This is a genomic window from Bacillus sp. NS1, assembly GCF_058248265.1.
Genome location: NZ_JBZAZF010000008.1, coordinates 1 through 20,500, shown reverse-complemented (window position 1 = coordinate 20,500; position 20,500 = coordinate 1). Strand labels below are relative to the sequence as shown.

The 20,500-nt window shown below is 43.4% G+C and carries 19 protein-coding genes and 2 tRNA genes; all 21 read left to right on the top strand.

From position 1 onward, the window contains the following. The first annotated feature begins 108 nt into the window (after positions 1-108). The 21 genes from AC4CV5_RS19910 (at position 109) to lysS (ending at position 20,155) form a co-directional block, all read left to right on the top strand. A tRNA-Met gene (locus AC4CV5_RS19910) sits at positions 109-185 on the top strand. A gap of 9 nt (positions 186-194) precedes the next feature. Next, positions 195-266, top strand: a tRNA-Glu gene (locus AC4CV5_RS19905). A gap of 199 nt (positions 267-465) precedes the next feature. Next, positions 466-2,949 (top strand): stage II sporulation protein E, encoded by a 2,484-nt coding sequence (spoIIE, locus tag AC4CV5_RS19900; RefSeq protein ID WP_490923703.1) that lies wholly within the window; start codon positions 466-468, stop codon positions 2,947-2,949. 84 nt (positions 2,950-3,033) lie between these two features. Then, positions 3,034-3,771, top strand: coding sequence for a vWA domain-containing protein (locus tag AC4CV5_RS19895; RefSeq protein WP_061187557.1), 738 nt, complete (start codon positions 3,034-3,036; stop codon positions 3,769-3,771). After that, the gene (prkT, locus tag AC4CV5_RS19890) at positions 3,737-4,753 is read left to right on the top strand and encodes a serine/threonine protein kinase PrkT (RefSeq protein WP_222143868.1); all 1,017 of its coding nucleotides are present in this window, start codon (positions 3,737-3,739) and stop codon (positions 4,751-4,753) included. Before AC4CV5_RS19895 ends, prkT begins: the two co-directional genes overlap by 35 nt. 103 nt (positions 4,754-4,856) lie before the next feature. Beyond that, positions 4,857-6,275 (top strand): tRNA lysidine(34) synthetase TilS, encoded by a 1,419-nt coding sequence (gene tilS / locus AC4CV5_RS19885; protein ID WP_490923701.1) that lies wholly within the window; start codon positions 4,857-4,859, stop codon positions 6,273-6,275. Next, positions 6,272-6,814: a hypoxanthine phosphoribosyltransferase gene (gene hpt, locus AC4CV5_RS19880; protein ID WP_019713025.1), complete on the top strand. Its 543-nt coding sequence runs from the start codon at positions 6,272-6,274 to the stop codon at positions 6,812-6,814. Before tilS ends, hpt begins: the two co-directional genes overlap by 4 nt. Positions 6,815-6,911: 97 nt before the next feature. Beyond that, a complete protein-coding gene (gene ftsH / locus AC4CV5_RS19875) occupies positions 6,912-8,825 on the top strand; it encodes an ATP-dependent zinc metalloprotease FtsH (RefSeq protein ID WP_003242099.1) in 1,914 nt (637 codons plus the stop codon). 192 nt (positions 8,826-9,017) lie between these two features. Beyond that, the gene (locus AC4CV5_RS19870; protein WP_003218395.1) at positions 9,018-9,794 is read left to right on the top strand and encodes a type III pantothenate kinase; all 777 of its coding nucleotides are present in this window, start codon (positions 9,018-9,020) and stop codon (positions 9,792-9,794) included. A gap of 11 nt (positions 9,795-9,805) precedes the next feature. Beyond that, entirely contained in the window at positions 9,806-10,681 is an 876-nt protein-coding gene (hslO, locus tag AC4CV5_RS19865) for a redox-regulated molecular chaperone HslO (RefSeq protein ID WP_166854519.1), read from the top strand. A 49-nt stretch (positions 10,682-10,730) separates the two neighbouring features. Beyond that, on the top strand, positions 10,731-11,624 hold the full coding sequence (locus AC4CV5_RS19860) for a peptidyl-prolyl cis-trans isomerase (RefSeq protein WP_490923700.1): 894 nt from the start codon (positions 10,731-10,733) through the stop codon (positions 11,622-11,624). 75 nt (positions 11,625-11,699) lie between these two features. Continuing rightward, positions 11,700-12,626, top strand: coding sequence for a cysteine synthase A (cysK, locus tag AC4CV5_RS19855; protein WP_326222787.1), 927 nt, complete (start codon positions 11,700-11,702; stop codon positions 12,624-12,626). A gap of 166 nt (positions 12,627-12,792) precedes the next feature. After that, positions 12,793-14,205 (top strand): anthranilate synthase component I family protein, encoded by a 1,413-nt coding sequence (locus AC4CV5_RS19850; protein ID WP_456520659.1) that lies wholly within the window; start codon positions 12,793-12,795, stop codon positions 14,203-14,205. 13 nt (positions 14,206-14,218) lie between these two features. Further along, complete coding sequence (gene pabA, locus AC4CV5_RS19845; RefSeq protein WP_166854515.1) at positions 14,219-14,803, top strand: aminodeoxychorismate/anthranilate synthase component II; 585 nt, start codon at positions 14,219-14,221, stop codon at positions 14,801-14,803. Then, positions 14,803-15,684 (top strand): aminodeoxychorismate lyase, encoded by an 882-nt coding sequence (gene pabC / locus AC4CV5_RS19840; protein ID WP_373924419.1) that lies wholly within the window; start codon positions 14,803-14,805, stop codon positions 15,682-15,684. Before pabA ends, pabC begins: the two co-directional genes overlap by 1 nt. Then, positions 15,666-16,523 carry a dihydropteroate synthase gene (gene folP / locus AC4CV5_RS19835; RefSeq protein WP_166854514.1) on the top strand — a complete coding sequence of 286 codons (858 nt, stop codon included), beginning with the start codon at positions 15,666-15,668 and terminating at the stop codon, positions 16,521-16,523. Before pabC ends, folP begins: the two co-directional genes overlap by 19 nt. Next, positions 16,516-16,878 carry a dihydroneopterin aldolase gene (gene folB, locus AC4CV5_RS19830; protein ID WP_166854513.1) on the top strand — a complete coding sequence of 121 codons (363 nt, stop codon included), beginning with the start codon at positions 16,516-16,518 and terminating at the stop codon, positions 16,876-16,878. Before folP ends, folB begins: the two co-directional genes overlap by 8 nt. Further along, positions 16,875-17,378, top strand: a complete 504-nt coding sequence (folK, locus tag AC4CV5_RS19825) for a 2-amino-4-hydroxy-6-hydroxymethyldihydropteridine diphosphokinase (protein WP_490923698.1) — start codon at positions 16,875-16,877, stop codon at positions 17,376-17,378. The genes folB and folK overlap by 4 nt, the downstream gene beginning before the upstream one ends. Then, the gene (locus AC4CV5_RS19820) at positions 17,330-17,548 is read left to right on the top strand and encodes a helix-turn-helix domain-containing protein (protein WP_490923696.1); all 219 of its coding nucleotides are present in this window, start codon (positions 17,330-17,332) and stop codon (positions 17,546-17,548) included. Before folK ends, AC4CV5_RS19820 begins: the two co-directional genes overlap by 49 nt. Before the next feature lie 13 nt (positions 17,549-17,561). After that, positions 17,562-18,563 (top strand): tRNA dihydrouridine synthase DusB, encoded by a 1,002-nt coding sequence (gene dusB, locus AC4CV5_RS19815; RefSeq protein WP_166854510.1) that lies wholly within the window; start codon positions 17,562-17,564, stop codon positions 18,561-18,563. A 92-nt stretch (positions 18,564-18,655) separates the two neighbouring features. Beyond that, on the top strand, positions 18,656-20,155 hold the full coding sequence (lysS, locus tag AC4CV5_RS19810; RefSeq protein ID WP_014112326.1) for a lysine--tRNA ligase: 1,500 nt from the start codon (positions 18,656-18,658) through the stop codon (positions 20,153-20,155). Positions 20,156-20,500 lie beyond the last annotated feature (345 nt).

The following is a 20,500-nucleotide window of genomic DNA, read 5'->3' as shown; positions in this document are numbered from 1 at the left end:
TATCCTCACACGCTTTAAGAGTCAGAAAATTATAACATTAAAGTTTCTATTGACGAAAAGGACAAACCTTTGTATTATATAACTTGTGCTTAGAAGCACCAATAATATGGCGGTGTAGCTCAGCTGGCTAGAGCGTACGGTTCATACCCGTGAGGTCGGGGGTTCGATCCCCTCCGCCGCTACCATATTTGTTTGGCCCGTTGGTCAAGCGGTTAAGACACCGCCCTTTCACGGCGGTAACACGGGTTCGAATCCCGTACGGGTCATCCTAAAAAATCGGTTTCTCTTGTAGAAGCCGATTTTTTTCATTTTTAGACAACATTCCGGAAATTCTTTTGAGAAACGAATATCAAGGCAGAAACCGTCGAAGATTTCTTTGGTATTGTTACCTTCTTTTGACAAAATCCTATCTGTGCTTTCGCTATAATGACAGGCAACGAATATAACAGGTGGGAGATGAGAGGAATGGAAAAAGCAGAAAGAAGAGTGAACGGGCCAATGGCGGGACAAGCTTTTGAAAAACTCCAATCGTTTTTTAACAGGGGCACGAAGCTGGTGACTCATCATTTGCATTCACTGTTTTTCTATAAAGGATTCATTTATGTTGTCATCGGATTTTTGCTTGGACGGGCTTTCATATTATCCGAGGTGCTTCCTTTCGCACTTCCTTTCTTTGGAGCAATGCTTCTCATCAGAAGAGACAAGGCGCTTTATGCGGTGCTGGCTGTGCTTGCAGGTGCGCTGACCATTTCTCCGAAGCACTCATTGCTCATACTAGCGGCATTACTGGCATTCTTCATATTTTCTAAAGTGGCCGCCTTCATCACCGACGATCGCGTGAAAGCACTCCCGATTGTCGTGTTCTTCTCCATGACTGCAGCAAGAGCCGGGTTTGTTTACGCTCAACATGGCGCATTTACAACCTATGATTATGTGATGGCTGTCGTTGAAGCTGGACTATCCTTTATTTTAACGCTGATTTTTCTTCAGAGCCTTCCGATTTTCACTGTGAAAAAAGTAAAACAGTCTTTAAAAATAGAGGAAATCATTTGCTTTATGATACTTATTGCTTCTGTTTTGACAGGGCTTGCCGGCTTGTCCTATCAAGGGATGCAGGCAGAACATATACTGGCTCGTTATGTTGTATTGAGTTTTTCCTTTATTGGCGGAGCGAGTATTGGCTGTACGGTTGGTGTGGTGACCGGTCTGATTCTTGGATTGGCGAATATTGGAAACCTCTATCAAATGAGTTTGCTCGCTTTTTCCGGTTTATTAGGCGGTTTGCTGAAGGAAGGGAAAAAAGCGGGCGCAGCAATCGGGCTGATCGTTGGATCACTTCTTATTTCTTTATATGGTGAAGGCTCTGCCGGTCTGATGACAACACTTTATGAGTCATTAATCGCAGTCGGCCTGTTTTTGCTTACACCTCAATCGATTACAAAGAAAGTGGCGAGATATATTCCGGGAACTGTGGAGCATCTTCAAGAGCAGCAGCAATATGCAAGAAAAATCAGAGATGTTACTGCTCAAAAGGTAGACCAGTTCTCCAATGTGTTCCACGCGCTGTCTGAAAGCTTTGCAACCTTTTATCAAGCATCAGACGATCAGACAGATGACAGCGAAGTTGATTTGTTTTTAAGCAAGATCACAGAGCATTCCTGTCAGACGTGCTACAAGAAAAACAGGTGCTGGGTAGAGAACTTTGATAAAACATATGACTTAATGAAACAAGTTATGCTTGAAACAGAAGAAAAAGAATATGCGTCGAACCGAAGGCTGAAAAAAGAGTTTCATCAGCACTGCTCTAAATCAAAGCAAGTTGAAGAGCTGATTGAGGATGAACTCTCACATCATCATGCTCATTTGACGCTTAAGAAAAAAGTGCAGGACAGCAGGCGTCTTGTTGCTGAACAGCTTTTAGGTGTTTCTGAGGTCATGGCAGACTTTTCTCGGGAAATAAAAAGAGAGCGGGAACAGCACTTTCTGCAGGAAGAGCAAATCATAGAGGCGCTTCAGCATTTTGGAATCGAGATTCAGCATGTGGAGATATATAGTCTTGAACAAGGAAATATTGATATCGAAATGACCATTCCATTCAGCGGACATGGAGAAAGTGAAAAAATCATTGCCCCTATGCTTTCTGACATTCTGGAGGAACAAATTCTTGTAAAAGCCGAACAGCACTCTCCGCATCCGAATGGATACAGTCATGTCGCCTTTGGATCAACAAAATCTTACAGGGTGTCTACAGGTGCGGCTCACGCTGCGAAGGGCGGCGGCCTTGTCTCTGGCGACAGCTACAGCATGATGGAGCTAGGAGCCAGAAAATATGCTGCGGCAATCAGTGACGGAATGGGCAATGGCGCAAGGGCACACTTCGAAAGCAATGAAACGATCAAGCTTCTGGAGAAAATCCTTGAATCCGGCATTGATGAAAAAATAGCAATTAAAACGATCAACAGCATACTGTCCCTGAGGACAACTGACGAGATATATTCCACGCTTGACCTATCTATTATCGATCTTCAAGATGCCAGCTGTAAATTTTTAAAGGTCGGATCGACGCCTAGCTTTATCAAACGGGGCGACCAGGTAATGAAAGTTCAAGCGAGCAATCTGCCAATCGGTATTATTAATGAATTTGATGTGGAGGTTGTGAGTGAACAGCTGAAAGCGGGTGACCTCTTGATTATGATGAGTGACGGCATTTTTGAGGGCCCTAAGCATGTAGAAAATCATGATTTATGGATGAAACGCAAAATGAAGGGGTTAAAAACAAATGATCCGCAGGAGATTGCCGATTTACTCATGGAGGAAGTCATCCGCACGAGATCCGGCCAAATTGAGGACGATATGACAGTTGTTGTCGTCCGGATTGACCACAATACACCGAAGTGGGCATCTATACCTGTTCCTGCCATCTTTCAAAACAAACAAGAAATTTCATAACGCTTCCGTATAAATCAAATTTCTTCTGGCGAAGATGGGAATATATGAATCTGAGAATCCTCGTATTCTCCAGGAGGAATGAATGTGAATAACGGACATTTAAATCAAATTTTGCTGATAACGGATGGCTGCTCGAACCATGGGGAAGACCCGCTAGCAATGGCTGCTTTTGCTAAAGAGCAGGGGATTACGGTAAATGTCATAGGTATAATGGAAGAAAACCAAATTGACCCTGAGGCAATGAAGGAAGTCGAAGGGATTGCGCTTGCCGGAGGGGGCGTGCATCAGGTCGTTTATGCATCTCAGCTTTCTCAAACCGTACAAATGGTAACAAAAAAAGCAATGACGCAAACATTACAAGGTGTAGTCAATCAAGAGCTGAAACAAATTCTAGGAAAGAATGTGGAAATGGAGGAGCTTTCACCCGAAAAACGCGGCGAAGTCATGGAAGTGGTAGACGAGCTCGGAGAAACGGTGCATCTTCAGGTTTTGGTTCTGGTTGATACAAGCGCAAGTATGGCGCCTAAGCTTCCTACAGTAAAAGAGGCGCTGATTGATTTGTCTGTCAGCCTCAATTCCCGAATCGGGAATAACGAATTTGCGATGTGTATATTTCCCGGGAAAAAACAAGAGGTCGAGCTTGTGCTGAACTGGACACCAAAGCTGCAATCTCTTTCCACACTCTTTGCAAAGCTTTCAACAGGCGGCATCACGCCGACAGGTCCGGCGATACGTGAAGCGACGCAGCAATTTGAAAAAATCCGCTCAAGAAGGAGCATGCTGGCAGATGATGAACGACGCTTTGACGAGTTTGGCATGTAGCCTTAGGCCTGGTACGACAATCAAAGGCAAGTGGAACGGAAACACTTATACATTGCGTAAACAGCTTGGAAAAGGGGCCAATGGAATTGTGTATTTGGCAGAAGCATCAGATGGACATGTTGCCTTAAAGGTGAGCGATGACAGCCTGTCTATTACTTCTGAAGTGAATGTCTTGAAATCTTTCTCAAAGGCCCAGTCTGTTACGATGGGGCCTTCTTTTTTTGATACGGATGATGCCTACATCCCAAGTGCCAATACGAAAGTTTCGTTTTATGCAATGGAATACATAAAAGGCCCGTTGCTTTTGAATTATGTCAATGATAAAGGAGCAGAATGGATACCGGTATTGATGATTCAACTGTTATCCAGCTTATCGGTGCTTCACCAGCAGGGATGGATATTTGGCGATCTTAAACCTGATAATCTGATCGTAACCGGTCCGCCCGCTAGAATCCGCTGCATTGATGTAGGCGGCACGACAAAGGAAGGCCGGGCGATAAAAGAGTATACCGAGTTTTACGACAGAGGGTATTGGGGGTATGGAACAAGAAAAGCAGAGCCAACCTACGATCTGTTTGCAGTTGCCATGATTATGATCAACAGTGTGCATAAAAAAGAATTCAAGAAAACAAACCAGCCTAAGGAACAGCTCAGGTCTCTAATCGAAGGGCACCCTTTGCTGAAAAAGTATAAAAAAGTGCTTTTTTCAGCATTGAACGGAGATTATCAATCCGCAGATGAAATGAAGAAGGATATGCTCGACGCGGGGCAAAAAGCAGTACAGAGAAAACAAGCTGTAAAAGCAGCGCCGCAGCCTGTTACAAGACAAGCACAGCAAAAACCGCGCCAAGGAAAAGTAACGAAAACGCGATATACTCCTAAACAGAAGCCGCCTAAGTCGGGGGGGTTATTTGAAACAACACTTATCGTGATCAGCGTTTTGGCGCTTTATTTCGCCTACATTATCTTTTTCTTAATCTGAATGGCACAATCTGCAAAGCCTATGCTTCTTCTTTGCTTGGAAGGATTGAAAGTGATAGGATATGAATATCTTTAAAAAACCTGCTCATTGTGAGGAGGACATTGTGAAAAGTGTCAAAGATTTTTTAAACAAATACAATCTTACGTTAAAAGGGGCGACAATCATTGTAGGCGTTTCCGGCGGTCCGGACTCAATGGCTCTTCTTCACGCACTGCATAAGCTATGCGGCCGTTCAGCGAATATTATTGCAGCTCATGTCGACCATCGGTTCAGGGGCGCGGAATCTGAGGAAGACATGCGTTTTGTCCAAGCTTATTGTGAAGCTGAACAGCTCACGTGCGAAACGGCTCAAATCAATGTAACAGCATATTCGCAGGAAAAAGGTCTCAATAAGCAGGCTGCGGCACGTGATTGCCGCTATCAGTTTTTTGAGGAAATCATGTTGAAGCATCAAGCGGACTATCTGGCGCTTGCGCATCATGGTGATGACCAGGTTGAAACGATGCTTATGAGATTGGCTAAGGGCACGCTTGGAGCGGGACTTGCGGGAATGCAGCCGGTCAGACGTTTTGGGACGGGGCGGATCATCAGGCCGTTCTTAACCATTACAAAGGAAGAGATCCTTCACTATTGCCGTGAAAACGGCTTGGGCTACCGGACGGATGAAAGCAACGCCAAAGATGACTACACAAGAAACAGATTCAGAAAAACAGTGCTCCCGTTTTTGAAACAGGAGTCGCCGGATGTGCATAAAAGGTTTCAGAAAGTGAGTGAGGCACTGACGGAAGATGAGCAATTCTTACAGTCATTAACGAAAGATGAAATGAATAAAGTAATCACAAGCCAGTCTAATACATCAGTTGAAATCAATTCCTCTCAATTGCTTGCCCTCCCGATGCCTTTACAAAGAAGAGGAGTTCAACTAATATTAAACTATCTTTATGAAAACGTTCCATCATCCTTTTCAGCTCATCACATTCAGCAGTTTCTCGATTGGGCGGAAAAGAGCGGCCCTTCAGGAATATTGGACTTTCCAAAAGGGCTGAAGGTGGTCAAATCATATCAGACATGTTTGTTTACATTTGAACAATGGCAGTGCAAAAATGTTCCCTTTGAATACCAAATAAGCGGAGCTGCTAATGAAACGGCAGTGCTCCCTAATGGATTTCTGATAGAGGCAAAGCATTATGCGGATCCGCCTGAAGAACATGGGAATGCTGTTTTTATCACAAGTGAAAAAAAGGTGCGGTTCCCCTTAACGATCCGGACGAGAAAAGCTGGAGACCGGATCAAACTAAAAGGGATGAACGGCTCGAAAAAGGTAAAGGATATATTTATTGATAAGAAATTGCCTCTCCGAGAAAGAGACAACTGGCCGATTGTAACGGACGCAAACGGTGAAATTATCTGGATACCTGGCTTGAAAAAATCAATTTTTGAAGATCTTGTGATTCCAAACAGCGACCGCATTGTATTACAATATAGACAGCATGAAAAGTGTAGGGGGCAAGCAAAATCATGATGAAACATGATATCGAGAAAGTACTGATCTCAGAGGAAGAGATACAAGAGAAAGTAAAAGAGTTAGGCGCAGAATTAACGAGCGAGTATCAAGATACATTTCCGTTGGCAATCGGTGTGTTAAAAGGAGCACTTCCTTTTATGGCGGATCTTATCAAGCATATTGATACATATTTGGAAATGGATTTCATGGATGTATCAAGCTACGGAAATTCTACGGTTTCTTCTGGAGAAGTAAAAATCATTAAAGATTTGGATACATCTGTAGAGGGCCGGGACATCTTAATTATTGAAGATATCATCGACAGTGGGTTAACCTTAAGTTATCTAGTAGAGCTCTTCCGATACCGTAAAGCAAAATCAATTAAGATTGTTACCCTTTTGGATAAACCGAGCGGAAGAAAAGCGGACATCAAAGCAGACTTTGTAGGCTTTGAAGTTCCTGACGCGTTTGTAGTGGGTTACGGACTTGATTATGCTGAGCGCTATCGCAATCTGCCTTATATCGGAGTGTTAAAACCGGCAGTTTATGAAAGCTGATCGGCAGCCTGCTTCCGAGATGGTTATTGTTTGTATTGGAATGATTTTCTATGGTACTATTGAACATAGTTGTGCTTACTGTGGGAGGAGGTAAGGAATGAATCGGGTCTTCCGTAATACCATTTTTTATTTACTTATTTTATTAGTAGTAATCGGGGTTGTGAGCTACTTCCAGACCTCAAATCCGAAAACAGAAAATATGTCGTACAGTACGTTCATCAAAAACCTGGATGACGGGAAAGTTGATAGCGTATCGGTTCAGCCTGTCAGGGGTGTTTATGAGGTGAAAGGGCAGCTGAAAAACTACGACAAAGATCAATACTTTTTGACTCATGTTCCTGAAGGAAAGGGAGCAGACCAGATATTTAATGCTTTGAAAAAGACAGACGTAAAGGTTGAGCCCGCTCAAGAAACAAGTGGATGGGTAACATTCCTGACGACCATCATCCCGTTTGTCATTATCTTTATTCTGTTTTTCTTCCTGCTCAATCAGGCTCAAGGCGGCGGCAGCCGTGTCATGAACTTTGGTAAGAGCAAGGCGAAGCTGTATACAGAGGAAAAGAAACGCGTCAAATTTAAAGACGTTGCAGGGGCTGACGAAGAAAAGCAAGAACTCGTTGAAGTTGTTGAGTTTCTGAAAGATCCTCGCAAGTTTGCCGAGCTTGGTGCGAGAATACCAAAAGGCGTGCTTTTAGTCGGACCTCCGGGTACCGGTAAAACATTGCTGGCAAAAGCTTGTGCAGGTGAGGCCGGCGTACCTTTCTTCAGCATCAGCGGATCTGATTTCGTTGAAATGTTTGTAGGTGTCGGTGCTTCCCGTGTGCGTGACTTGTTTGAAAATGCAAAAAAGAATGCGCCTTGTTTGATCTTCATCGATGAAATTGACGCAGTCGGACGCCAGCGTGGCGCGGGTCTCGGCGGCGGACACGATGAACGTGAACAGACGCTTAACCAATTGCTTGTTGAAATGGACGGATTCAGCGCCAATGAAGGAATCATTATCATTGCTGCGACGAACCGTGCGGACATCTTGGACCCAGCCTTACTTCGTCCGGGACGTTTTGACCGTCAAATCACAGTGGATCGCCCAGATGTTATTGGCCGTGAAGCTGTATTGAAAGTCCATGCGAGAAACAAACCGCTGGATGAAACGGTTAACCTGAAATCAATTGCTATGAGAACGCCAGGCTTCTCAGGCGCGGACTTAGAAAATCTATTGAATGAAGCTGCTCTTGTGGCGGCTCGTCAAAACAAGAAAAAAATCGATGCGCGTGATATTGACGAAGCGACGGACCGTGTGATTGCCGGACCAGCTAAGAAGAGCCGTGTCATCTCCAAGAAAGAACGCAATATTGTAGCTTATCACGAAGGTGGACACACCGTTATCGGACTCGTTTTAGATGAGGCTGATATGGTTCATAAAGTAACGATTGTTCCTCGGGGCCAGGCTGGCGGTTATGCCGTTATGCTTCCAAGGGAAGACCGTTACTTCCAGACAAAGCCGGAGCTGCTTGATAAAATTGTCGGCCTCTTGGGCGGACGTGTCGCTGAAGAAATTATCTTCGGTGAAGTCAGCACAGGAGCGCACAATGACTTCCAGCGTGCGACGAATATTGCAAGACGAATGGTTACAGAATTCGGTATGTCAGAAAAACTGGGACCGTTGCAATTTGGACAGTCTCAGGGCGGTCAGGTTTTCTTAGGCCGTGATTTCAACAACGAACAGAACTACAGTGATCAAATCGCTTACGAAATTGATCAGGAAATTCAGCGCATTATCAAAGAATGTTATGAGCGCGCGAAACAAATTCTGACTGAAAATCGTGACAAGCTTGAATTGATTGCTCAAACGCTTCTGAAAGTTGAAACGCTTGACGCTGAACAAATCAAACACCTTGTCGATCATGGAACATTGCCTGAGCGCAATTTCTCAGATGATGAAAAGAACGATGATGTGAAAGTAAACATTCTGACAAAAACAGAAGAAAAGAAAGACGATACAAAAGAGTAATTCGTTTTCTCTCTAAAAACTGCCGGTTAACGCTGGCAGTTTTTTTATGTAAATCAATGGCTCGGCTGCGGCTTTTACAATCATCCATTTCTGGTATCGATTTGTTTACAAATGAGCCGCAGATCGTGTATGTTATTGTAGAATGTTTGTAAAAAGTAAAGTAGAGAAACTATTCAAAAGTGGTGATAGAGGTTGTTACTGGTTATCGATGTGGGGAACACCAATACTGTACTTGGTGTATATCATGATGGAAAATTAGAATATCACTGGCGTATAGAAACAAGCAGGCATAAAACAGAAGATGAGTTTGGGATGATTTTGCGCTCCTTATTTGAGCATTCCGGGCTTATGTTTGAACAGATAGATGGCATTATTATTTCTTCAGTAGTGCCGCCAATTATGTTTGCATTAGAAAGAATGTGCACAAAATACTTTCATATCGAACCGCAAATTGTCGGTCCGGGTATGAAAACGGGTTTAAATATAAAATATGACAATCCGAAAGAAGTAGGAGCAGACAGAATTGTAAATGCTGTCGCTGCGATACATTTATACGGCAATCCATTAATTGTTGTTGATTTTGGAACTGCAACAACGTACTGCTATATTGATGAAAACAAACAATACATGGGCGGGGCGATTGCTCCTGGGATTACGATTTCGACAGAGGCGCTTTACTCGCGCGCGGCAAAGCTTCCGCGTATCGAAATCACCCGGCCTGACAATATTATTGGAAAAAACACTGTAAGCGCGATGCAATCTGGAATTTTATTTGGCTATGTCGGTCAAGTGGAAGGAATCGTCAAGCGAATGAAATGGCAGGCAAAACAGGAACCAAAGGTCATAGCGACAGGAGGCCTTGCGCCACTCATTGCAAACGAATCAGATTGTATAGATATCGTTGATCCGTTCTTAACCCTAAAAGGGCTGGAATTGATTTATGAACGAAACCGCGTAGGAAGTGTATAGGAGGTTTTGCAATGGATTATTTAGTAAAAGCACTTGCGTATGATGGGAAAGTTCGCGCTTATGCAGCGAGAACAACTGATATGGTAAATGAAGGGCAAAGACGCCATGGTACATGGCCGACAGCATCCGCTGCACTGGGCCGCACAATGACAGCCTCACTTATGCTCGGCGCAATGCTGAAGGGCGATGATAAGCTGACAGTGAAAATCGAGGGCGGAGGTCCGATCGGAGCAATTGTAGCTGATGCTAATGCAAAAGGGGAAGTCAGAGCATACGTTTCTAACCCGCAGGTTCATTTTGATTTAAATGAACAAGGCAAGCTTGATGTCAGACGTGCGGTTGGAACAAGCGGAACGTTAAGTGTCGTAAAAGATTTAGGTTTGCGCGAGTTCTTCACAGGACAAGTAGAAATTGTTTCAGGGGAATTGGGCGATGATTTCACTTACTATCTTGTGTCATCTGAGCAGATTCCTTCATCAGTGGGCGTAGGTGTGCTCGTAAATCCTGACAACACCATTCTTGCGGCAGGAGGCTTTATCATTCAGCTTATGCCGGGAACAGATGATGAAACCATCACAAAAATTGAACAGCGTCTATCCCAAGTAGAGCCAATTTCTAAGCTCATACAAAAAGGCCTGACACCAGAAGAGATTTTAGAAGAAGTCCTAGGCGAGAAGCCTGAGATTTTGGAAACGATGCCTGTTAAATTCCATTGTCCTTGTTCAAAAGATCGTTTCGAAACAGCCATTTTAGGACTAGGCAAAAAAGAAATTCAAGATATGATAGAAGAAGATGGACAAGCCGAAGCAGTATGCCATTTTTGTAATGAAAAGTACTTATTTACAAAAGAAGAGCTGGAAGGGCTTCGTGATCAAACTACCCGCTAAGCTCTTTAGCGGGTTTTTTTGAATTTGAGAAAAGGGGCTGAAAGCAGACTTGAAATCAAGAACAATCTGGACGATTATTTTAGGGGCGCTGTTGGTTTGCTGTATTTCCGTTGCATATACGCTGACGAAATCCCAAGCCGGCGCATCGGCTTCCGGTGAGTCTATTGCGACCATTGGAGGCAAAAGCGTGACAAGAGAAGAATGGCTGAAAGAAATGGAAGACCAATATGGAAAGTCGACACTTGAAGATATGATCAATGTTCGAGTCGTCGAGCAGCTAGCCAAAAAGAACAACCTCAAAGTATCTAAAAGCGAAATTGATCGTGAGTTTTTACTGATTAAAGCGGTCAACAATTCTTTTTACGAAGATGAACATACAACTGAGAAAGAGTGGAAAGACCAAATTCGTTATAATATCCTTCTTGAAGAATTGTTAACAAGGGATATTGATATCTCAAACAAAGAACTGAAATCATTCTATAATAAAAATAAAGAACTGTATCAGTTTGATGATTCGTATCGAATTCGGCACATTGTTGTAAAAGATGAAGAAGAAGCGAGAGAAGTCCTGAAAGAACTGAAAGGCGGCTCAAGCTTTGAAGCTGTCGCGGCGGAAAGGTCTACAGACAGATATACATCACCATACGGCGGAGATTTAGGTTTTGTCACAGAAGCATCAGACAACATTCCGTCAGCATATTTTGAAGAAGCAAAAACACTCAAAGAGGATGAATGGTCTGACGAACCGATAAAGGTCAGTAACGGATATGCGGTTATCCAGCTGAAAGAAAAACTAAAGGCAAGAACATTTTCAAATGATGAAGTAAAGGATCAGATCAGACGGCAAATCGCAATGGATCAGCTAGGCGATAAAGCGACAGTCAAAACACTTTGGAAAGAAGCCGATGTATCGTGGTTTTATGGGGAAAAAAGTACTAAGTGATTGACAAAAAATTTTGAAATTGATAGATTATATACATAATACCAATAAAAATAGTCGGAAATTGAGGTGTCGAGAATGGTACGTGTAGCAAACTCCATTACTGAATTAATTGGGAATACGCCAATCGTTAAATTAAATCGCCTTGCAGATGAAAACAGTGCGGATGTATATCTAAAGCTTGAATACATGAACCCTGGAAGCAGTGTAAAAGACCGTATCGGTTTAGCTATGATTGAAGCTGCTGAAAAAGAAGGGAAATTAAAAGCCGGTGATACAATCATTGAACCGACAAGCGGAAATACTGGAATCGGGCTGGCGATGGTTGCTGCTGCTAAAGGATTAAAAGCCATTTTGGTTATGCCTGATACAATGAGCATGGAGCGCCGCAACCTTCTTCGCGCATACGGTGCTGAGCTTGTGCTTACTCCTGGTGCGGAAGGCATGAAAGGCGCCATTAAGAAAGCTGAAGAGCTTGCTGAGAAGCACGGATACTTTGTGCCGCAGCAGTTTAATAACCCTTCTAACCCAGAAATTCACCGTCAAACAACGGGTAAAGAAATCGTTGAGCAATTCGGTGAGGAGCAGCTTGATGCATTTGTAGCGGGGATCGGTACAGGCGGAACGATTACAGGAGCGGGCGAAGTTCTGAAGGAAGCATACCCTTCCATCAAAATTTACGCTGTTGAACCGTCAGATTCCCCAGTGCTTTCAGGAGGAAAACCAGGCCCCCACAAAATTCAGGGAATCGGAGCTGGATTTGTACCGGACATCTTAAATACTGAAGTATATGATGAAATCTTCCCTGTGAAGAATGAAGAAGCATTCGAATATGCGCGCAGAGCTGCACGTGAAGAAGGAATTCTCGGGGGCATCTCATCAGGCGCGGCCATTTATGCTGCTCTTCAAATAGCGAAAAAACTCGGAAAAGGCAAAAAAGTATTGGCCATCATTCCAAGTAACGGCGAACGTTATCTGAGCACGCCGCTTTATCAATTTGATTAAAAAAAAGCCAAACTCCCGGTTCACCGGGAGTTTTTTTATATTCGTGCATCAAATATGCCATGTCTGCGACGAATGTTATTCTTGGAAGAGAAATTCACTTTTTTCACTAACAAGATTGCTTTACAATAAAAAAACAAGCAAAAAAGAAAATAGAGGAATGATATAAATGGCACAACGCAGACCGGCAGGCAAAAAAGTACCTTTTCAAAAAGACTCATTCTTACAACAATTTGAGAAACTTGCGCAATCCAAAAAACAGCATGTACTTCTTGAAAGTGCAAGAGGCGGCAGATACAGTATAGCCGGTCTTGATCCAATTGCGACTGTAAAAGGAAAAGACGGAATTACCACGATTAAGCATGGAGATGAGATGCTGTTTAAAGAAGGTGATCCATTACGCGCCTTCCATAGCTGGTTTAAAACGCTGGAAACAGAAACAGATCACGAGCTTCCGGATTTTCAAGGCGGGGCAATTGGGTTTCTCAGCTATGATTACGCACGTTACATTGAAAATTTTAAAATGCTCTCATTAGATGATCTGGAAACACCAGATATTTATTTTCTTGTTTTTGATGATATAGCAGTTTATGACCATCAAGAAGAGTCTCTGTGGCTGATTACTCATGTTAATAGTACTGATAACGATTCTGCTGACGTGAAGCTATCTGAGCTGGAGCGGATGTGGCTGGCTGAGCCTCCTGCTGTCCCTTCGCGAGAGATAAAGCATGAAACAGACGGTTCCTTCGCGGCACCATTTACCGAGGATGGATTCACACAAGCTGTAGAGAAAATCAAACAATACATTGCCAGCGGAGATGTGTTTCAAGTCAATCTATCAATTAGGCAATCACAGTCACTGTCTGCCCACCCATATCAAATTTACAAGACCCTGAGAGAAGTAAATCCTTCGCCGTATATGGCCTATCTAGAAACACCTGATTTCCAAATTATTTGCGGATCGCCTGAACTGCTTGTCAGCAAAAAGGGCAAGCTATTGGAGACGAGACCGATAGCGGGCACCCGTTCCAGAGGGAAAACTGATGATGAAGACGAAGCGCTCGCAAACGAATTGATCCACAATGAAAAAGAACGCGCTGAACATGTCATGCTGGTTGATCTTGAGCGAAATGATCTGGGAAGAGTATCACGTTACGGGTCTGTGCGCGTGAACGAATTCATGGCGATTGAAAAATACTCGCATGTGATGCATATTGTGTCTAACGTTCAAGGTGAACTGCAGGATGGGTATGATGCTGTAGATATTATTCATGCTGTGTTTCCCGGAGGAACCATTACGGGTGCTCCCAAAGTAAGAACGATGGAAATTATAGAAGAACTTGAGCCGACACGCCGCGGGCTTTATACTGGATCTATAGGATGGTTTGGATATAATCACGATCTGCAGTTTAATATCGTCATTCGAACCATCTATGCAACCGGAGGGCAGGCATTTATGCAGTCCGGCGCAGGAGTTGTGATTGATTCTGTGCCAAAGCACGAGTACAGAGAATCATTCAAAAAAGCTTTTGCAATGCAAAAGGCATTAGAGCTGAGCAAAGAAGAGACAAAAATTAGATGAGGTGAGCGGAGAAATGATTTTAATGATTGATAACTACGATTCATTCACGTACAACTTGGTACAATATTTGGGAGAGCTTGGGGAAGAGCTGATTGTGAAACGCAATGACGACATCACGATCGAAGAAATCGAAGAGCTTTCTCCTGATTTTTTGATGATATCACCTGGACCATGCAGTCCTGATGAGGCAGGGATCAGCCTGGAAGCAATTAAACATTTCGCAGGGAAAATTCCCGTTTTTGGTGTATGCCTCGGACATCAGTCCATCGCACAAGTGTTTGGTGGTGACGTGATTAGGGCAGAACGGCTTATGCACGGGAAAACCTCAGATATCGAGCATGACGGCAAGACAATTTTTGAAGGTTTAAAAAATCCCCTTGTTGCGACCCGTTACCACTCGCTGATCGTAAAACCTGAGACGCTGCCAAGCTGTTTCACAGTAACAGCACAAACGAAAGAAGGAGAAATCATGGCCATTCGCCACAATGACCTCCCGATAGAGGGCGTGCAATTTCACCCAGAGTCCATTATGACCTCCTTTGGGAAAGAAATGCTCAGAAATTTCATTGAGACATACCGCAAGGAAGTTATTGCGTGATGATATATGTTAACGGCCGGTATATAGAGGAGAAAGATGCAGTTCTTTCTCCTTTTGACCATGGTTTTTTATATGGGATCGGTGTTTTCGAAACCTTCAGGCTCTACGAAGGCTGCCCATTTTTGCTTGATTGGCATATAGAAAGGCTTGATCGCGCTCTTAAGGATCTGCAAATCGAATATACTGTTTCGAAGCATGAGATTCTTGAGATGCTGGACAAGCTGCTTCGGCTGAATAATATCAAGGATGGCAATGCCCGCGTCAGGCTGGACATATCAGCCGGAATCAGCGATAAAGGCTTTGTTGCCCAGACTTACGATAAGCCAACCGTTTTATGCTTTGTGAACCAACTGAAACCAGAGAGTCTTCCTTTACAAAAAGAAGGAAAGATTTTATCGATACGGAGAAACACACCGGAGGGGCCGTTCCGGTTAAAATCTCATCATTATTTAAATAATATGTATGCGAAGCGGGAAATCGGAAATGATCCGCATGTTGAAGGGATTTTCCTAGCGGAGGATGGAGCTGTTGCGGAGGGCATCATATCAAATGTTTTCTGGAGAAAAGACAGCTGCATCTATACCCCTTCTCTTGATACAGGTATTCTGGACGGTGTCACGAGACGTTTTGTCATGGAGAATGCAAAGAAAATAGGGCTGGAACTCAAAACGGGCCGATATGAGCTGAAAGCCCTTTTGACAGCTGACGAAGCGTGGATGACGAACTCGGTTCTTGAGATCATCCCGTTTACTAATATAGAAGAAGTAAACTATGCGGGCCAAAGCGGAGAAGCAGCATCTGCTCTTCAAACGCTATACAAAAAAGAAATAAAGAACATGATTCATGAAAAGGGAGGAAGAGAATGGCGCAGCAAACGATAGACCAAACACAAGTAATCCACACCAAGCCCAGCGCTTTATCATATAAAGAGAAGACACTGGTGATGGGGATTTTAAACGTAACGCCTGACTCTTTCTCAGACGGCGGAAAATATGACAGCTTGGACAAGGCGCTCCTGCATGCGAAAGAGATGATCGATGACGGTGCCCATATCATTGATATCGGAGGAGAATCAACAAGGCCTGGCGCTGAATATGTCTCAGAGGATGAGGAAATGTCCAGAGTAATTCCGGTAATTGAGCGGATTACAAAAGAACTGGGCGTGCCGATTTCTGTAGATACCTACAAGGCTTCTGTCGCAGATGAAGCTGTTAAAGCCGGCGCATCTATCATCAATGATATTTGGGGAGCGAAACATGATCCGAAGATGGCTTCCGTTGCAGCCGAACATAATGTTCCCATTGTTCTCATGCATAACCGCCCTGAGAGAAATTACAATGACTTATTACCGGATATGCTGTCGGACTTAATGGAGAGTGTAAAAATCGCTGTTGAGGCGGGAGTAGAGGAGAAGAACATTATTCTTGATCCCGGTATCGGTTTCGCAAAAACCTATCACGATAATTTGGCAGTGATGAACAAACTCGAGATTTTAAGCGGACTGGGGTATCCGGTTCTTCTGGCAACCTCCCGAAAAAGATTCATCGGACGTGTTCTGGATCTTCCGCCCGAGGAGCGGGCTGAGGGCACAGGTGCCACCGTGTGTCTCGGCATTCAAAAAGGCTGTGACATTGTCAGGGTCCATGACGTGAAACAAATGGCCAGAATGGCGAAAATGATGGACGCGATGCTGAATAAGGGAGGGGTGCACCATGGATAAAGTCTTTGTAGAAGGAATGGAGTTTTACGGATATCACGGTGTGTTTAAAGAAGAAAATAAGCTTGGACAGCGGTTTAAAGTTGATTTAACCGCTGAGCTGGATTTAAGCAAAGCCGGACAAACAGACGATCTTGAACATACAATTAACTATGCTGAGCTTTATCACGTATGTAAAGATATCGTAGAAGGGGAGCCTGTGAAATTGGTGGAAACGCTGGCAGAACGTATTGCTGACACAGTCCTCAAGAAATTTCAGCCGGTGCAGCAATGTACTGTGAAAGTGATTAAGCCAGATCCGCCGATTCCCGGACACTATAAATCAGTAGCAATTGAAATCACGAGAAAAAAATCATGAACAACATAGCTTATATTGCACTTGGATCTAACATTGAAGATAGAGAAACGTATTTAAGGCAAGCAGTGGCATTGTTGCACCAGCATGATGCAGTGACAGTCACTCAAGTGTCGTCCATTTACGAAACTGACCCGGTTGGATACGAAGATCAAGATGAATTTTTGAATATGGCTGTTGAAATCAAGACATCGCTGAACCCATTTGATCTACTTGAACTAACGCAGCATATAGAAAATGAATTAGGCAGAACGAGGGAAGTAAGATGGGGTCCGCGGACGGCAGACCTTGACATTTTGCTGTTTAATCGTGAAAATATTGAAACAGAGCAACTAATTGTTCCGCATCCGAGAATGTATGAGCGTTTGTTTGTCCTTGCGCCGCTTGCGGAGATTTGCCCGCAGGTTGAAAAAGAGGCAACAAGCGCGGAAACAGACCAAGAAGGTGTAAGAGTATGGAAGCAGAAATCTGGGGTAGACGAATTCGTGCATTCAGAAAGCTGAAAGGTTATACTCAAGAAGGATTTGCAAAAGCGTTAGGTATATCAGTTTCTATTCTCGGCGAAATTGAACGCGGAAACCGATTGCCGTCAGCTGCCATCATTCAAGGTGCAGTTGATGTTTTAAATATAAGCGCGGACGAATTAGCGCCGCCAGAAAAAGATAACAAATGAAGGGGGGGCAATAATGTTTAAAATCGGTGATATTCAATTGAAAAACAGGGTTGTGCTTGCCCCTATGGCTGGTGTCTGCAACTCAGCATTCAGATTGACTGTAAAGGAATTCGGAGCTGGGTTGGTATGTGCTGAAATGGTCAGTGACAAAGCGATCCTTTACAACAATGCAAGAACCATGGGTATGCTGTACATTGATGAACGTGAAAAACCGCTCAGCCTTCAAATTTTTGGAGGGAAAAAGGAAACCCTTGTGGAAGCGGCGAAGTTTGTAGACCAAAACACAACTGCTGATATTATTGATATAAATATGGGATGTCCTGTACCAAAGATTACAAAATGTGATGCGGGTGCGAAATGGCTTCTTGATCCAGATAAGATCTATGAAATGGTTTCTGCAGTAGTGGATGCCGTTGATAAACCAGTTACTGTGAAAATGAGAATGGGCTGGGATGAAGACCACGTTTTCGCAGTGAAAAACGCACAAGCTGTAGAACGTGCGGGCGGAAAAGCCGTTGCACTTCACGGCCGTACAAGAGTGCAGATGTACGAAGGAACGGCTAACTGGGACATTATCAAAGAAGTAAAACAATCAGTATCAATTCCGGTTATCGGAAACGGTGATGTGAAGACACCGCAAGATGCTAAGCGTATGCTCGATGAAACAGGAGTAGACGGTGTCATGATCGGTCGCGCCGCACTGGGCAATCCGTGGATGATTTACCGTACAGTTCAATACCTTGAAACAGGTGAATTAAAAGAAGAGCCGCAAGTACGTGAAAAAATGGCGGTATGCAAACTGCATCTTGACCGCCTGATTAACTTAAAAGGTGAGAACGTAGCGGTAAGAGAAATGAGAAAGCACGCTGCGTGGTATTTGAAAGGCGTAAAAGGCAATGCAAAGGTTCGTAATGAAATCAATCATTGCGAGACAAGAGAAGAGCTTGTACAGCTTTTAGATGCATTTACTGTTGAAGTTGAGGCAAAAGAGCTTCAAGACGCAAAAGTAGGATAATACTTACCTCTATTTGCTGCTCACTGCCAGTTTTTGCGCTGGCAGTTTTTCTGCTTTTTTCATGAAATAATATCTGTAATGGAGTGATAACAATGAGTCAAGAAGAGCATAACCATGAAGAATTGAATGACCAGCTGCAAGTCAGACGCGATAAAATGAATCAGTTAAGAGATAACGGCATCGATCCGTTCGGCGCCCGTTTTGAAAGAACTCATCAATCTCAGGAAGTTATTTCGGCATATCAAGATCTTACAAAAGAAGAGTTAGAAGAAAAAGCAATTGAAGTCACAATCGCAGGCCGTATGATGACAAAACGCGGCAAAGGAAAAGCCGGCTTTGCGCATCTTCAGGACTTAGAAGGCCAAATCCAAATCTACGTAAGAAAAGACAGTGTCGGTGACGATCAATACGAAATCTTCAAGTCTTCTGACCTCGGTGATCTTATCGGCGTAACCGGAAAAGTCTTCAAAACAAATGTAGGCGAATTGTCTGTTAAAGCAACTTCTTTTGAATTGCTGACAAAAGCGCTTCGTCCGCTTCCTGACAAATACCATGGTTTAAAAGACGTTGAGCAGCGCTACCGTCAGCGCTACCTGGATCTTATCGTGAATCCAGACAGCAAACATACGTTCATCGCACGAAGCAAGATCATTCAAGCTATGAGAAGATACCTTGATGATCACGGATACTTAGAAGTAGAAACACCAACAATGCACAGCATTCCCGGGGGAGCTTCTGCACGTCCGTTTATCACTCACCACAACGCGTTAGATATTCCGCTCTACATGCGTATTGCAATCGAATTGCACCTAAAACGCCTAATTGTCGGCGGTTTAGAAAAAGTATATGAAATCGGCCGTGTTTTCCGTAATGAAGGTGTCTCTACACGCCATAACCCTGAATTCACGATGATTGAGTTATATGAAGCATATGCGGACTATAAAGATATCATGAGCTTAACTGAAAACCTTGTTGCTCATATCGCCCAAGAAGTACTTGGAACAACTACGATCCAATACGGCGAAGAACAAATCGACCTTAAACCTGAGTGGAAAAGAATTCATATGGTTGATGCAGTTAAAGAAGCGACTGGCGTTGATTTCTGGGAAGAGGTTACTGTTGAGCAGGCGCGTGAATATGCAAAAGAACATGGCGTAGAGATTAAAGATTCTATGACAGTAGGCCATATCATCAACGAATTCTTCGAACAAAAAATTGAAGAAACGCTTATTCAGCCAACGTTTATTTACGGACATCCTGTAGAAATTTCTCCTCTAGCTAAGAAAAACCCAGAGGATCCGCGCTTTACAGACCGTTTTGAGCTGTTTATCGTTGGCCGTGAACATGCAAACGCGTTTACAGAGCTGAATGATCCTATTGATCAAAGAGAACGCTTTGAAGCACAATTAAAAGAGCGTGAAGCCGGTAACGATGAAGCTCATCTAATGGATGAAGACTTTGTTGAAGCCTTGGAATACGGTATGCCGCCAACAGGAGGTTTAGGCATCGGTATCGACCGTCTGGTTATGCTGCTGACGAATGCTCCTTCTATTCGCGATGTGCTGTTATTCCCGCAGATGAGACAACGCTAATAAAGAAGAGCGGCATCCTTTCTTTTATGAAGGGATGCCGCTCTTTTTAAATTCCTAAGTATTTCTTCAAAAAAACTATTGCACTATTATTTACAAGGTGGTATATTATTATTCGTTGCCGCTAAACATGGTGATAACGAAAAAAAGAACTTCAAAAAAAGTTATTGACTTCACTGATTCAACGAGTTATAATAATAAAGTCGCTTGAACGAAGTGAACAAAATGATCTTTGAAAACTAAACAAGACAAAACGTACCTGTTAATTCATTTTTTTATAAAATCGCACAGTGATGTGCGTAGTCAGTCAAACTACTTTATCGGAGAGTTTGATCCTGGCTCAGGACG

Excerpts from the sequence above, each read along its gene's own strand:
- ftsH (WP_003242099.1), top strand. The coding sequence starts at position 6,912 with ATGAATCGGGTCTTCCGTAATACCATTTTTTATTTACTTATTTTATTA.
- hslO (WP_166854519.1), top strand. The coding sequence starts at position 9,806 with ATGGATTATTTAGTAAAAGCACTTGCGTATGATGGGAAAGTTCGCGCT.
- folP (WP_166854514.1), top strand. The coding sequence starts at position 15,666 with ATGGCGCAGCAAACGATAGACCAAACACAAGTAATCCACACCAAGCCC.
- lysS (WP_014112326.1), top strand. The coding sequence starts at position 18,656 with ATGAGTCAAGAAGAGCATAACCATGAAGAATTGAATGACCAGCTGCAA.
- spoIIE (WP_490923703.1), top strand. The coding sequence starts at position 466 with ATGGAAAAAGCAGAAAGAAGAGTGAACGGGCCAATGGCGGGACAAGCT.
- hpt (WP_019713025.1), top strand. The coding sequence starts at position 6,272 with ATGATGAAACATGATATCGAGAAAGTACTGATCTCAGAGGAAGAGATA.
- dusB (WP_166854510.1), top strand. The coding sequence starts at position 17,562 with ATGTTTAAAATCGGTGATATTCAATTGAAAAACAGGGTTGTGCTTGCC.
- AC4CV5_RS19850 (WP_456520659.1), top strand. The coding sequence starts at position 12,793 with ATGGCACAACGCAGACCGGCAGGCAAAAAAGTACCTTTTCAAAAAGAC.
- folK (WP_490923698.1), top strand. The coding sequence starts at position 16,875 with ATGAACAACATAGCTTATATTGCACTTGGATCTAACATTGAAGATAGA.
- pabC (WP_373924419.1), top strand. The coding sequence starts at position 14,803 with ATGATATATGTTAACGGCCGGTATATAGAGGAGAAAGATGCAGTTCTT.
- pabA (WP_166854515.1), top strand. The coding sequence starts at position 14,219 with ATGATTTTAATGATTGATAACTACGATTCATTCACGTACAACTTGGTA.
- cysK (WP_326222787.1), top strand. The coding sequence starts at position 11,700 with ATGGTACGTGTAGCAAACTCCATTACTGAATTAATTGGGAATACGCCA.
- prkT (WP_222143868.1), top strand. The coding sequence starts at position 3,737 with ATGATGAACGACGCTTTGACGAGTTTGGCATGTAGCCTTAGGCCTGGT.
- folB (WP_166854513.1), top strand. The coding sequence starts at position 16,516 with ATGGATAAAGTCTTTGTAGAAGGAATGGAGTTTTACGGATATCACGGT.
- AC4CV5_RS19820 (WP_490923696.1), top strand. The coding sequence starts at position 17,330 with ATGGAAGCAGAAATCTGGGGTAGACGAATTCGTGCATTCAGAAAGCTG.